This window comes from Pseudomonas entomophila (assembly GCF_029478665.1).
Taxonomy (GTDB): domain Bacteria; phylum Pseudomonadota; class Gammaproteobacteria; order Pseudomonadales; family Pseudomonadaceae; genus Aquipseudomonas; species Aquipseudomonas entomophila_F.
Genome location: NZ_JARPQB010000015.1, coordinates 1 through 13,342, shown reverse-complemented (window position 1 = coordinate 13,342; position 13,342 = coordinate 1). Strand labels below are relative to the sequence as shown.

10 protein-coding genes and 2 tRNA genes are annotated in these 13,342 nt (G+C 65.0%); 7 read left to right on the top strand and 5 right to left on the bottom strand.

The annotated features are described in order from the left end of the window. Positions 1-129: 129 nt before the first annotated feature. Both P5705_RS09900 and P5705_RS09895 read left to right on the top strand, forming a co-directional pair. A complete protein-coding gene (locus P5705_RS09900) occupies positions 130-822 on the top strand; it encodes a DUF1266 domain-containing protein (RefSeq protein ID WP_277460645.1) in 693 nt (230 codons plus the stop codon). Further along, a complete protein-coding gene (locus P5705_RS09895; protein ID WP_277460644.1) occupies positions 819-3,446 on the top strand; it encodes a DUF805 domain-containing protein in 2,628 nt (875 codons plus the stop codon). The genes P5705_RS09900 and P5705_RS09895 overlap by 4 nt, the downstream gene beginning before the upstream one ends. Here P5705_RS09895 and P5705_RS09890 read toward each other — a convergent pair. The 3 genes from P5705_RS09890 to P5705_RS09880 form a co-directional block, all read right to left on the bottom strand. Next, a complete protein-coding gene (locus P5705_RS09890) occupies positions 3,440-5,146 on the bottom strand; it encodes a molecular chaperone HscC (protein WP_277460643.1) in 1,707 nt (568 codons plus the stop codon). The two genes, P5705_RS09895 and P5705_RS09890, sit on opposite strands and share 7 nt — an antisense overlap. A 158-nt stretch (positions 5,147-5,304) precedes the next feature. Then, a tRNA-Asp gene (locus tag P5705_RS09885) sits at positions 5,305-5,381 on the bottom strand. Positions 5,382-5,394: 13 nt separating this feature from the next. Further along, positions 5,395-5,470 (bottom strand) — tRNA-Val (locus P5705_RS09880). 216 nt (positions 5,471-5,686) lie between these two features. Between P5705_RS09880 and rdgC the strand changes: the two genes are divergently transcribed. Both rdgC and sugE read left to right on the top strand, forming a co-directional pair. Beyond that, positions 5,687-6,607, top strand: coding sequence for a recombination-associated protein RdgC (rdgC, locus tag P5705_RS09875; RefSeq protein WP_277460642.1), 921 nt, complete (start codon positions 5,687-5,689; stop codon positions 6,605-6,607). 204 nt (positions 6,608-6,811) lie between these two features. After that, positions 6,812-7,129: a quaternary ammonium compound efflux SMR transporter SugE gene (sugE, locus tag P5705_RS09870; protein WP_011532697.1), complete on the top strand. Its 318-nt coding sequence runs from the start codon at positions 6,812-6,814 to the stop codon at positions 7,127-7,129. 18 nt (positions 7,130-7,147) lie between these two features. Here the strand turns inward: sugE and P5705_RS09865 are convergent, their stop codons facing one another. Beyond that, positions 7,148-9,022 (bottom strand): MFS transporter, encoded by a 1,875-nt coding sequence (locus P5705_RS09865; protein ID WP_277460640.1) that lies wholly within the window; start codon positions 9,020-9,022, stop codon positions 7,148-7,150. 120 nt (positions 9,023-9,142) lie between these two features. Between P5705_RS09865 and P5705_RS09860 the strand changes: the two genes are divergently transcribed. Both P5705_RS09860 and P5705_RS09855 read left to right on the top strand, forming a co-directional pair. After that, positions 9,143-10,354 carry a hypothetical protein gene (locus P5705_RS09860; protein WP_277460639.1) on the top strand — a complete coding sequence of 404 codons (1,212 nt, stop codon included), beginning with the start codon at positions 9,143-9,145 and terminating at the stop codon, positions 10,352-10,354. 2 nt (positions 10,355-10,356) lie between these two features. Further along, positions 10,357-10,926 (top strand): LemA family protein, encoded by a 570-nt coding sequence (locus P5705_RS09855; protein ID WP_277460638.1) that lies wholly within the window; start codon positions 10,357-10,359, stop codon positions 10,924-10,926. Positions 10,927-10,940: 14 nt separating this feature from the next. Here the strand turns inward: P5705_RS09855 and P5705_RS09850 are convergent, their stop codons facing one another. Further along, positions 10,941-12,080, bottom strand: a complete 1,140-nt coding sequence (locus tag P5705_RS09850; protein ID WP_277460637.1) for a TDT family transporter — start codon at positions 12,078-12,080, stop codon at positions 10,941-10,943. A 163-nt stretch (positions 12,081-12,243) separates the two neighbouring features. Between P5705_RS09850 and P5705_RS09845 the strand changes: the two genes are divergently transcribed. Beyond that, positions 12,244-13,342, top strand: a 1,099-nt coding sequence (locus P5705_RS09845; protein WP_277460636.1) for an MFS transporter, incomplete at its 3' end; no start/stop codon positions are given.

The following is a 13,342-nucleotide window of genomic DNA, read 5'->3' as shown; positions in this document are numbered from 1 at the left end:
CCTACCCGAAACAAATGTAGGAGCGGATTCATCCGCGATGCGCCGCGCAGGCGGCGCTCGATCTCAAGCGCGCAGCAAGACTATTGCATTACAATCCGCGCCAGCCCAAAGCCCCCTTCAGGACCCCTCATGGACGAACCCGCCCAGCACTGGCTACATGCTCTCTCCGCCCCCATGGCCGCCCTGAACGGCGCCAGCTACACCGCCCCCGACTATTTCGATGGCGAAGACCAGGCCGACCTGGAACGCTGGTGGGGCATCAGCACCCGTGCCCAGTTGCTGGACATGCTGAGCATGGCCGACAACGGCCACGCCACCGAACTGAGCGAAGCCTACTGGCAGTACCAACGCTGCCTGCCCAGCCAATGGCAGGCGCTGCTCGAAACCCTGCCCCCACGTGAACGCATCCGCCACCAGTACGCCGCGCGCACCTTCCCCGATTGCGGCCCGGGCGGCACCCGCGCCTGGGACCTGGGCCGCATGAGCTACCTGCTCCGTGCCGGGGTCAAGAAAGGCCTGGTCAGCCGTGAGGAAAGCCTCTACCTGCACTACCGCCTGGCCTTGCGCGCCCGCCATTACTACAACCGCTGGGACAGCTACCTGGCCGGCTACCTGTTCGGCAAGGCGTTGTGGAACGCCAGCGGCAGCAGCGACGACACCCTGGCCGCCAACCTCGAGCGCCAGGGCGACGAACACTGGAATCGCTGCATCCTGCTCAACCTGCGCCATGGTGCCCACGCCTTGTTCGCCGAGCTGCCCTGGGACCTGCCCCTGCCCGAGCCACAACGCCCGACAACGCTGGAAGAGGACTGCTGGTCATGAGTTGCTGGATTCGCCTGGGGATCGAACCGACCCAGGACCTCGATGCCATCCGCCTGGCTTACCGCAGCCAGCTGCCCTCGCACCACCCCGAGACCGACCCGGAAGGTTTCAAGGCACTGCGCGAAGCCTACGAGCAAGCCCAGCGCCTGGCCCGCGAACGCGCCGCGCCAGCGCCCGACGAGCTGCAACCCGCGGCCGAGCACAGCGCCGTGCATCCTGCGCTGCAAGCCTTCCACAGCCTGCTCGAAGCGCCGGCCACCCGCTTCGATCCGCCCGCCTGGCAGCGCTACGTCGACGACCTGGACACCCTGCCACTGGACGAGCTGGAGGACCTGAGCTGGCAACTGCTCGCCACCCTTCGCGACGCCGGTCCGCTTTCGCATCGCTGCGCCAGCCTGCTGGCCCAGCGCCTGGGTTGGGCGCAACAGCTGCTGCGCCTGGAAAACCCTCACGAGGTGGAAGCCTTCCTCGACCGCCTGGAAGAGCCCGACCCCTACGACACCGCACTGATGCGCGATTGGCCGCCCAGCGCACAGCTGGAAAGCCTGTGGTATTTCCGAAGCCTGGAATACTGCTACCAGCAGCACCCGCTGTTCGAATACAAGCAGTTCGTCAACGTGCACACCTGCCTGGCCATCCCCGACGACCCCGCCCTGATGCAGCGCCTGCTGGTGCAGTTCAGCCAGGCAGGCATCGGCAGCCGCGCCTTCCACGGCCAACTGCAGGAGCGCCTGCGGCAGGCGCCCGACGACATCGACCTGCTTTACCTGCTGGCGCGCCAGGCCGATGCCCTGGATGCCGAACAGCAAGCCCTGGACTGCTGGCTGCGACTGTACCGCGAACACCAGCACCCCCAGGCCGAGCGCTGGCTGATCGACCTGTGCGCGCGCCATCAACCGCAGCGCCTGCCGTTGTTGATCCAGGCCTTCGACCACCTGCACATGCCCGCCTCCTGGCCCACCGACCTGGCCGATCCGGCCCAGGCCTGGGGCAGCCCGGCACAGGCGCCGCAGACCTTGGCACGCTGGGCCGAAGCCGCGCGCCTGGAGCTTGGCGGGATTGCCGGCACCTTTGTCGATTGGCGCCTGGACGGTGACGACGAGCTGCCGCTGCTGGCCTGGTTGCTGCACGAGCAGCCCGACCGCGAACTGCACCACCTGTACTGGCAAGCCTGGGCCCTGCAACGCGGCGAAGCAGGCCTGTTGCGCCAGATCCTGTCACGCCAGCCCGGCGAGGACCCGCTCGATGCATTGATCCTGGAAGGCTTCCAACGTCAGGCCGCGCAACACCTGCGCTGGCTCGAGCAATCACCCGTGGTGCAGGCCCTGGTGCGGTTCTGCGCCAGCGAAGACCCTGCGCTCGAGCTGCCCGAAGCACTGACCGAGGATGCCATTCGCCCGGTATGTCGCGAATGGCTGCGGCGCATGCGCGTCTATTCGGCCCAGGCCCTGCACGCACTCAACAACCAGTTCGAGATGAGCCGCCTGTTCACCACGCCATTCGCCCTGCCATTGCAGGGCCGCCTGGCCGAGGACGGCGTGCTGCTGCCAGCGATGCCTGACGGCGAGGCCTTGTGGGGCTGGCATCGCCAGCAGCTGTTCATGCTCGCCCTGCTGGAGCAGCAATCACGCTGGTTGGCGCTGATCGACCCGGCCTTGCCCGGGCAGTTGCAGTATGCCGCCGACCACCCCTTCGCCGAGCAGCACGCGCAGCTTCTGCAGGCGCTCGATACCCGCGAAGGCGACAACAGCCTGCCAGAGGTCATCTTGTCCGCGCCCCTGCAGACCCTGCAGCAGGCCCTCGACAGCGCGCGCCTGCCCAGCGCCACGCAGTTGGCCACCTGCCTGGACAACGACGATGGCCGCCTGCTCGACGCGAGCCCGCTGAGCTACCTGCTGTTCTGCGCGGTGCTGTACCACGACCGCTCGCTGGGCGAGGAACAACGCACGCGCCTGCGCAACCGCCTTGAAGCCATGGCGCTGCACGGCGCCTGGTTCGAGCCGCTGCGCCGCGGGCTGGTGGACGGCAAGGCCGGACGGCCGCCGGCCGAAGTTCTGCGCAGCCAGGGCATCGACAGCCACGTGTTCAAGAATGTGCTGGACGCGCTGAACAGCCTGCTCAACGACTGCACGCCACCCAAGCCCCGGGCGTTGTGCAACCTGCAGAAAATCAAGGACGATACCCGGCAGCACCCTGGTCTGCGCTGCGCAAGCATGGCCGTGCTGTCCTGGGCAGAGCGCATGCTGGGCAACGACCTGAAACAGCCGCCCGCCCCTTTCTGGGCATTCTGGAAGCTCAACAGTCGCCTGAACCGCACCGGCTTCGCCCTGCATCTGCTGGCCGCCGTGCCATGCAGCGCCATGGCCCTGAAGTTCCCGGCACTGATGGCGGTGGTCGCGGTGCTGATGATCAGCGCCAGCCTGCGCCGCTTGCGCGACCTCGGCCGGGGCGTGCCGACCCTGCTGCTGCTACTGCTGATCAGCCGTGTGCTGCCGTTCGTAACCCTGGTGCTGCTGGGCCTGCCCGGCAACAAGTTGCCGAACCTGTACGGGCCACCACCAGGCAAGGGCATGCCGATGGAAGGTGGCCTGCAGGCCACCTTGCGGCGCCTGAACGGTCAGTAGCGCAGCTCATCGAGCGCTTGGCTCAACGCCAGGCGCTCACGGCCGATCTCACTGGACTGCTGCCTGGCCAACACCGCGTTGAACGCATCCAGCCAACTGCCGATCAACTCGCGCTCATCGCCCAGGCTCTGCATCCAGGCCCGCTCCAGGCGGGCCAGCAGGGTGCGATTGGGCAGGGTGTCGCGTGGGTGGATCTTCAGCCGCGCCAGGCGCTCCTGGCTGGCCTGGCGCGCCTCGGCATCCAGCCCGGTGGGGCTGCGGTCGATGCTGTGGCTGTGTTTCTGGCCACTTTCGAGGAAGGTCACGTCCACTTCCAGCAGGCCGTTGATGTCGTAGCTGAAACGCACGTCCAGCGACTGGACCGCACCGGTCTGCTGCAACGGCACCACGAAGCTGTCGACCAGGATATTGTCACGCACCCAGGGGCGCTCGCCCTGGTACACGGCAATGCGAATGGACGCCTGTTCGGGGTGGGTGCTGTAGAAGCGCTGGACCTTCGAGGTGGGGATCACCGTGTTGCGCTCGATGATCGGCGAAAAGGCCCCGGTGATGTCTTCGCCACGCGAGGAGGCAATACCCAGGGTGTAGGGGCAGACATCGGTCAGGATCAGCTCGTCGATCGCCGCGTCGCGCGCCTTGCACGCCGCCTGGCTGGCGGCGCCCAGGGCGACGATGGTGTCTGGGTCCAGGTGCCGGTACGGCAGGCGACCGAACAGCTTGGCCACCAGCTGCTGCACCTGCGGCATGCGTGTGGCGCCACCGACCAGCACCAGGCTGTCCAACTCCCGCGGGCTCAGCCGGGCATCGCGCAGGGCCTGTTCGATGGGCGTGCGCACCCGTGCCAGCAACGGTGCCCAGATCGCTTGCAGCTTCAGGTCGTCCACTACCCATTCACGGGCCTGGCCATCGCCATTCCAGTTCAATGTGCGACCGCCCTCGCCCGCCTCGCGCTTGAGCTGCTCGATGGCATCGTGAAGGCTGGCCAGGGCCTGGGGCTCGAGGTCTTCGACCTTGAGGCACCAGTCGCGCAGGCAGGCTTGCAGCAACGCGTCAGTGAAGTCTTCACCGCCCAGGTAGTTGTCACCGGTGGAGGCATGCACCTCGATCAGTGGCAGGGCGTACTCGAGCACCGTGACGTCGAAGGTGCCGCCACCCAGGTCGAAGACCAGGGTGCGTTCGAACTTCTGCTCATGGAGGCCATAGGCCATGGCGGCGGCAGTGGGCTCGTTGATCAGCCGCTGCACCTTGAGCCCGGCCAGCTCGGCGGCAAACACCGTGCGCTTGCGCTGCTCGTCGCTGAAATAGGCCGGCACCGAGATCACCGCTTCACTCACCGGGCAACCCAGATAGGCCTCGGCGTCCTGCTTCAATGCGCCCAGCACCAGGGCCGACAGCTCTTCAGGCGTGAAACGGTGCTCACCCAGCGAGTAGCGCTTGTCACTGCCCATGAAGCGCTTGAAGGCGCCCGCCGTGCGCTGCGGATGCGTGGTCAACCGGGCCCGGGCAGCCTGGCCGACCAGGATGCTGCCATCGTCATCGACACTTACCACCGAGGGGGTCAGCACTTCGCCCAGGGCGTTGGCGATCAGGCGCGCTTCGCCATCCTGCCAGACCGCGATCAGGCTGTTGGTGGTCCCCAGGTCGATGCCCAGGAGCGGAGTGGGTTGTGTAGAAGAAGGAGAGAGGCTGGCATCCTGCATGGTCGGTCTCTTGCTTGCGATAAGAACCGGCGCAGGGCCTGCTGGCCACATGCGGCGGACAGGGGGCATTCTGGCGCAATGCCAGAAACAAAAAAAGCGACCCTAAGGTCGCTTTCTCTGTAGCTTCAGGGTGTTCAGTGGGCCCTTGAAGCTGAATATGGCGCGGCGGACGGGACTCGAACCCGCGACCCCCGGCGTGACAGGCCGGTATTCTAACCGACTGAACTACCGCCGCGCTATACATCGAGTGGTGGGTGATGACGGGATCGAACCGCCGACCCTCTGCTTGTAAGGCAGATGCTCTCCCGGCTGAGCTAATCACCCTTCGTCTCGGTGTGGCGCGCATTCTACGGAGGACCCTGTACCCTGGCAAGCACTTTTTTCAAAAAATTCAAAAAAAAATGCCAGGCCTTTCAAAGACCTAGCTGCGCCGGGCGTTTCCCTCCTTATATATGCCTGCTGGCCCTCTGACAGGGCTGGCCTCGAACCACCGCTCGGAGAATAATGCCCGCCTTATGCATTAAGGAGAGATTCCCCCTCATGTGGTTCAAGAACCTGCTGACCTACCGCCTGACCCAGGATGTCCCGTTCGAGCCTGAAGCGCTGGAAGCCGCCCTGGCCAGCAAGCCGGCCCGCCCCTGCGCCAGCCAGGAGATGACCACCTACGGTTTCGTCGCCCCGTTCGGCAAGGGCGCCGACGCTCCCCTGGTGCACGTCAGCGGTGAATTCCTGCTGATCGCCGCGCGCAAAGAGGAACGCATCCTGCCCAGCAGCGTGGTCAACGACGCGGTCAAGGAGAAGGTCGAGGAAATCGAGACCGAGCAGATGCGCAAGGTCTACAAGAAGGAACGCGACCAGATCAAGGACGAGATCATCCAGGCCTTCCTGCCGCGGGCGTTCATCCGCCGCTCGATGATCTTCGCCGCCATCGCCCCGCGCCTGGGCCTGATCCTGGTCAACTCGGCCAGCGCCAAGCGCGCCGAGGACCTGCTGTCGACCCTGCGCGAAGTCATGGGTTCGCTGCCGGTGCGGCCGGTGACCGTGAAGATCGCCCCGGCCGCGACCATGACCGACTGGGTCAAGTCGCAACAAGCCGCCGAAGGCTTCTATGTACTGGACGAGTGCGAGCTGCGCGACACCGGCGAAGACGGCGGCATCGTGCGCTGCAAGCGCCAGGACCTGACCGGTGAAGAGATCCAGCTGCACCTGAGCACCGGCAAGGTGGTCACGCAACTGGCCCTCGCCTGGCAGGACAAGCTGTCGTTCGTGCTCGACGACAAGACCGTGATCAAGCGCCTGAAGTTCGAGGAACTGCTGCAGGAGCAGGCCGAGCAGGATGGCGGCGATGAAGCCCAGCAACAATTCGACGCCAGCTTCACCCTGATGATGATGACCTTCACCGAGTTCCTGCCGGCGCTGTTCGAGGCGCTGGGGGGCGAGGAGATTCCCCAGGGCGTCTGAATCGGCCCTATCGCCGGCAAGCCGGCTCCTACTTGAACGCGTAGGAGCCGGCTTGCCGGCGAACCGCCAGACACCGCTGATCCACCCGGCTTGCACCCACCCCTACAAATGTGCACTATAGTGCGCACTGTGAGGACGACCTCACGACGCAGTGCGTGATCGCTACGGGGACGGCCCCATCGTTGATAATGATGGAGACTCACCATGTCCTGGATCATCCTGTTCTTCGCCGGCCTGTTCGAAGTCGGCTGGGCTGTCGGCCTCAAGTACACCGACGGCTTCACTCGCCCGCTCCCCACTATTCTCACTGTCGGCGCCATGGTCATCAGCCTCGGCCTGCTGGGCCTGGCCATGAAAGAGCTGCCGCTGGGCACCGCCTATGCCATCTGGACCGGCGTCGGCGCGGTCGGCACGGTGATCGCCGGGATCATCCTGTTCGGCGAATCGATGGCCTTGGTGCGCCTGGCCAGCGTCGCGCTGATCATCACCGGCCTGGTCGGCCTGAAGGTCAGCGCCAGCTGACCTCCGCTTCCCTCCCCCTCAACGCATATCGCCGCGCAGCAGGCTGACCTGCTCGCGCAGCGCCTCGGGCTGCGCCGCCTCCACCGGGATGGCGGCGCCGGCCACGATGGTCACCCGCGACCATAGGCGCTTGAAGAAGCCCTTGTTCGGGTCGCGACTGAAGAAACTGCCCCACAGCCCCTGCAACGCCAGTGGAATCACCGGCACCGGCGTCTCCTGCAGGATGCGGTTCACCCCCCCCTTGAACACATCGATCTCACCGTCGGCACTGAGCTTGCCTTCGGGGAAGATGCACACCAGCTCGCCGTCGGCCAGGTACTGGGCAATTCGGGCGAAGGCGCGCTCGTAGGTGGCCTCGTCTTCACCGCGCCCGGCGATGGGGATCGCGCCAGCGGTGCGGAACACGAAGTTGAGCACCGGCAGGTTGTAGATCTTGTAGTACATGACGAAGCGCACCGGCCGGCGAATCGCGCCGCCGATCAGCAGCGCATCGACGAACGACACGTGGTTGCACACCAGCAAGGCCGCGCCCTCGTCGGGGATGCGCTCGAGCTCGCGGTGCTCGACCCGGTACATCGAATGGCTGAGCAGCCAGATCAGGAAGCGCATGGTGAACTCGGGCACGATCCTGAAGATGTAGGCGTTCACCGCGATATTGAGCAGCGACACCACCAGGAACAGCTGCGGGATGCTCAGTTTTGCAATGCTCAGCAGGACGATGGTGACGATCGCCGAAACCACCATGAACAGGGCGTTGAGGATGTTGTTGGCGGCGATCACCCGGGCCCGCTGGTCTTCCGGGGTACGCGCCTGGATCAGCGCGTACAGCGGCACGATGTAGAAACCACCGAAGATGCCCAGCCCGACGATGGACAGCATGATCCACCACGCCTGGCTCATGCCCAGCAGCGCCAGCCAGTCATGGGGCACGGCGCCGACCGGCACATCGCCCGAATGCCACCACCAGAGCAAACCGAATAGCGTCAGGCCGAAGGAGCCGAAGGGCACCAGGCCGATCTCCACCTTGCGGCCACTCAAGCGCTCGCACAGCAGCGAGCCGATGGCGATACCCACCGAGAACAAGGTCAGCACCAGGGTGACGACGGTTTCGTCACCGTGCAGCCAGTCCTTGGCATAGGCCGGGATCTGCGTGAGGTAGATGGCACCGACGAACCAGAACCACGAGTTGCCGACGATCGAGCGCGACACCGCCGGGGTCTGCCCCAAGCCCATGCGCAGGGTGGCCCACGACTGACGGAAGATGTTCCAGTCCAGCTTCATCTGCGGCGCGGCGGCGGCAGCGCGGGGGATCCAGCGGCTGGCCAGGTAACCTAGCACCGCCGTGCCCACCACGCCGATGGCGGCCGCCGTGGCGTAGTTCGACGACGACATCATCACCCCGGCGCCGATGGTGCCGGCCAGGATCGCCAGGAACGTGCCCATCTCGACCAGGCCGTTGCCCCCCACCAGCTCTTCTTCACGCAAGGCCTGAGGCAGGATCGAGTACTTGACCGGGCCGAACAGCGCCGAGTGGGTACCCATGGCGAACAGCGCCACCAGCATCAGTTCCAGGTGGTGAGTGACGAAACCGGTGGCACCGATGGCCATGATGACGATCTCGGCCAGCTTGATCGCTCGGATCAAGCGGTCCTTGGCGAATTTCTCGCCAAACTGTCCGGCCAGCGCCGAGAACAGGAAGAACGGCAGGATGAACAGCAGCGCGCAGAGGTTGACCCAGATCGAGCGGTCGCCTTCCAGGCTCAGCTTGTAGAGGATCGCCAGGATCAACGACTGCTTGAACAGGTTGTCGTTGAAGGCACCCAGCGACTGGGTGATGAAGAACGGCAGGAAGCGCCGCTTGCCGAGCAGGGTGAATTGCGAGGGGTGACTCATCGTCCTTGTACCTGGTTGGGCTTTGTCATTGGAGGCACGCCGGGCGTGCGAAGCCACAAATCTGCACGGGAATGCCCGCTCAGGCAACCTTGCCGCCGCGCTGGAAAGACAGCCAGGGCGATGGCAGACTGCCAGGCACCAGAAAAACGCCCGTCCAGGGCGCATGAGAGAGGCAGGACGCAACGGATGCCTCTCGGCAGGATGCCCCCAGGAAATGGAAACAGAAAGACCATGAATGAAGACAAGCGGTTGGCGGCGATGATCGACGCGGCCACCGAAGCCACGAAGTCGGCGAAGAACACCATCGACCTCCTGACTATCGTGGGCAATTTCGTTGACTACAAGGGCAAGCTGCAGTTCGAGTACAAAGCCGAATGGCAAGCGGTCCAGGCCTTCGCAGTCCTGGCGATCGTCGCCCTGGCGGCCAACTATCTGGGGCCTTGGACAATCCTGATATGGCTGTCCGAGGCCTGGGGCTTCACACCTTCGACCTGCGCCTGGATCATCGCGGGGCCAAGCATCCTTTTCGTCACCAGCACGCTTTCCTACATCGTTCGCGGCCGCAACCTGTTGCCAGAGCTGTCCAGGGCACTGGCGTTGCGCTCGAGCTGGTTCGCCAACGGCCTTGAGGAAATCGACACGCCTCCCGAACCGCTGTTGCGCCAGTTGCAGCAATCCTTCAGTGATTATGCGCGAGGCAACCACAGCCGCCAGATACAGCTCGCATTGAAAGGCTGTTTCAAAGGCCCTCGGCACACCCTCGCCTACCACTACATCGACCTGGAATACGTCGACAGCCGTCAACAGACCTACACCGAGACAAACAGCAAGGGCGAAACCGTGACCCGGTCCCGAACCATCTACCACCACTATCGACGCTACAGCCTGGTGGTGGATTTCCCGTGGGTGCAAGGTATCGCCGTGCGCAGCGACCAACAGGACAAGATCGACCTTGCCCACACCTATCAAACCACCTCGAGCGCCTTCAACCGCACGCTCACCCTCAGCGGCACGAGTGCGATGGCCTGCGCCCGGTTCGCCAAGCCCGTCACGGTACTGCACCTGCTGACCATGACCGCGCGCCTGCGCAACCCCAATCTGGAATTCGCCGCCAACGGCGCCGGGCTCTGCCTCAGCTTCGACGATGACAACCTCATCGACTTCAAGATGCCGGGTGACTTGAGCAACCCAGGAGCCTTTTACAAGGCTGTCGAAGCTGGCATCGACTTGCCCGCGCTGACCACCCTGCTGGAGGCAATCCACGTGCTCATCGAGCAGCATGACGACAACTTCGAATCACCCACTGCAACCGCCATTCACAGGGAACACTGACAATGGATCTACCCGTCATCATCGGCATTACCGTCGCCGTTCTGGGCCTGCTGGCCGTGATCAGCTACTACAACGCGATCATCGGTGGCCATAACCGCGCGCAACGGGCCTGGGCCGATGTGCTGACCTACGAGCGGCAGAAGAGCAAGGTACTCGACGGCCTGCAGCCGCACGTCAGCCATTATCAGGACTATGAACACAACCTGATGAGCGAGATCACGCGCCTGCGCAGCGCCGTCGCCGAGCTGCCGAGCGCGGCCAACGGCAATTCGCTGGTCGCCGCCGAGAGCGCCACCCGCTCGCTGCTCAATGGCCTGCGCGTTGCCGTCGAAGCCTACCCTGACCTCAAGGCGTCCGAAGTGCTCGGCAACTTCATGCGGGAAATCGCCGAACAACAGGAAAATGTCGGTGCGGCGATCGTCATCTTCAACGGCGAGGTGGAGCGCTTCAACAACAGCATCCAGATGTTCCCGGGCTCGATGGTCAATGACATGCTGAACCGCAAGTCGCCGATCGCCCCGTTCACCGACGCAGAAGCTTCAGGCAGTTTCAGCTACACGCCCAACCTCTGAGTGAACGCCCGCCGTCATTGCCGGGCAATGCAAGGCGAGACGAACAGCTCGCCATGCCATGCCCCGCGCAGGGTGCGGCTGGCCACCAGCAGCCAGAGCAGCGCCAGCGCCACCACCAGCACCTGGCCGAACACGCTGAAGAAACCCAACTCCAGCCAGGCCGCCAGCTTCAGGGTGGCCAGGCAGTACACGCCCAGCGGGAAGGTGAAGCCCCACCAGCCCAGGTTGAACGGCATGCCCTGGCGCATGTAGCGCAGGGTGATCAACACCGCCGTCAGCAGCCACCACAACCCGGCGCCCCAGAGCACGATACCAGCCACCAGCCCAAGGCCCCGGGCCACTTCACCCAGACTTCCCAGGCCATTGGCGGCGAACACCGCCGGCGCATCGCCCCCCAGCACCAGCATGCCCAGCGCGCCGGTGCCGATCGGCCCCAGCGCCAGCCAGCTGGACGCCGCCATGTTTGCGGGTGGCAGCTTGTGCAGGGCCATGCGCAGCATGAGGATGGTGAGGATGCTGAAGGCCACCGGCAACGACACGGCCCACATCACGTAGCTGGTGATCACCACCAGGAACTGTCGGTGCACATCCACCAGGTGCGGCGCCAGCAGCCCGCCACTGGCTGCGGCGACCTCCGCCGCCACCACCGGCAACAGCCACACCGCGGTCATCTGGTCGATGCTGTGTTCCTGGCGAGTGAACATCAGGTAGGGAATGGCCACGCCGCACAGCAGCGCCAGGCCCACGTCCAGCCACCAGAGCATTTCGACCCACGGCACCACGGCCTCGCCCCAGCGTGCCAGGCCGAATACCAGCGCACCGTTGAGGATGGTGGCCAGGCCCATGGGGATGGTGCCGAAGAACATCGACACGGTGGAATGGGCGAAGATCCGCCGTGCCTCGTCGAAGAACAGCAGCCAGCGTGCGCCATACAGGACACAGAACAGGGCGAACAGGCCGATGGTCGACCACCACAGGCCCTCGGCCACGGCATCGAGCAGTGGCACCTGGACCTGATGCAGGGCCAGCGCCAGCACGCCAGTCCCCATGGTCGCGGCAAACCAGTTGGGGGTGAACTGGCGGATCACCTCGCGGGGATGGGCCAACTGGCTGAAGGGGCGCCACGACGGTGCGCGAGTCTGGGTGCATGGCATGGGATGTCTCCTGGCCTTGTGTAAGGTGGAATCATCTTATGCCCATAAAGAATATCCATATAACGGGTAATTTCTCTATCTGTTATCTATTTTGCAGATATAGCGCACCCCATGCCCCTTGGAATATGCTTGGCGACCGCCCCACCCAGACCAGGACGTCGCAATGCTTGCCGCTCTCAAAGGCTACCCGCAGCCGGTACGCCTTCTGTTGCTCACCACCTTCACCCTGACGCTCGCCCGAGCCATCACCCTGCCCTACCTGGTGGTCTACCTGGCCGACAATTTCCAGCTCACGGTCGGACGCATCGGCCTGCTGATCGGCGGCGCGCTGATCGTCGCTTCGCTACTGAGCCTGTACGGCGGGCACCTGGTCGATACCGTGCGCAACCATACGCTGGTCATCGCCAGCCTGCTGATCTTCGCGCTGGCCTTCGCCGGCGCCATCGCCAGCCCATCGGCGGCGCTGTTCTTCCTTTGCCTGGTGCTGATCAACCTGACCCTGGCCATGGTCGACATCGCCGCCAAGGCGGGGTTCTGCGCCCTGCTGCCAGTGGAAGCGCGCGCGGAGGTGTTCGCGGTCAAGTACACCCTGAGCAACATCGGCTATGCCGTCGGCCCGATGCTTGGGGTCGCCATGATCGAAGTGGACGGGCATCTACCGTTCGTGGCCTCCGCGCTGATCGGCCTGGGCATGTGCCTGGCCTACCAGCGCCTGGGCGCCCGTGGCCTGGAGGCCCGCGCCGAAGTTCAGGCCAGCGCCGGCTTCGCCCAGGTGGCATTGGGCCTGGCCCGCGACCGGCGCCTGGTGTGCTTCACCCTGGGCGGTGTGCTCAGCGCCGTGGTGTTCGGCCAGTTCACCGCCTACCTGTCGCAGTACCTGGTGGTCACCAGCAGCCCCGAGGAGGCGGCGCGACTGGTCGGGTACCTGGTGACCACCAACGCCGTGACGGTGATCGCCCTGCAGTACCTGATCGGCCGACGCATCAACCGGCGCCGCCTGATGCCCTGGCTGATGGCCGGCATGGCGATGTTCATCGCGGGCTTGCTGGGCTTCTCCCTGGCCGGTTCGGTACTGGCCTGGTGTGTTGCCATGCTGGTGTTCACCCTGGGCGAGATCATCGTGATTCCGGCCGAGTACATGTTCATCGACCTGATTGCGCCGGAGCACCTGCGGGGTGTCTATTACGGGGCACAGAACCTGGGCAACCTGGGCGCGGCGCTGGGGCCGGTGCTGGTGGGGGCGGCGCTGGGGTACCTGGTGC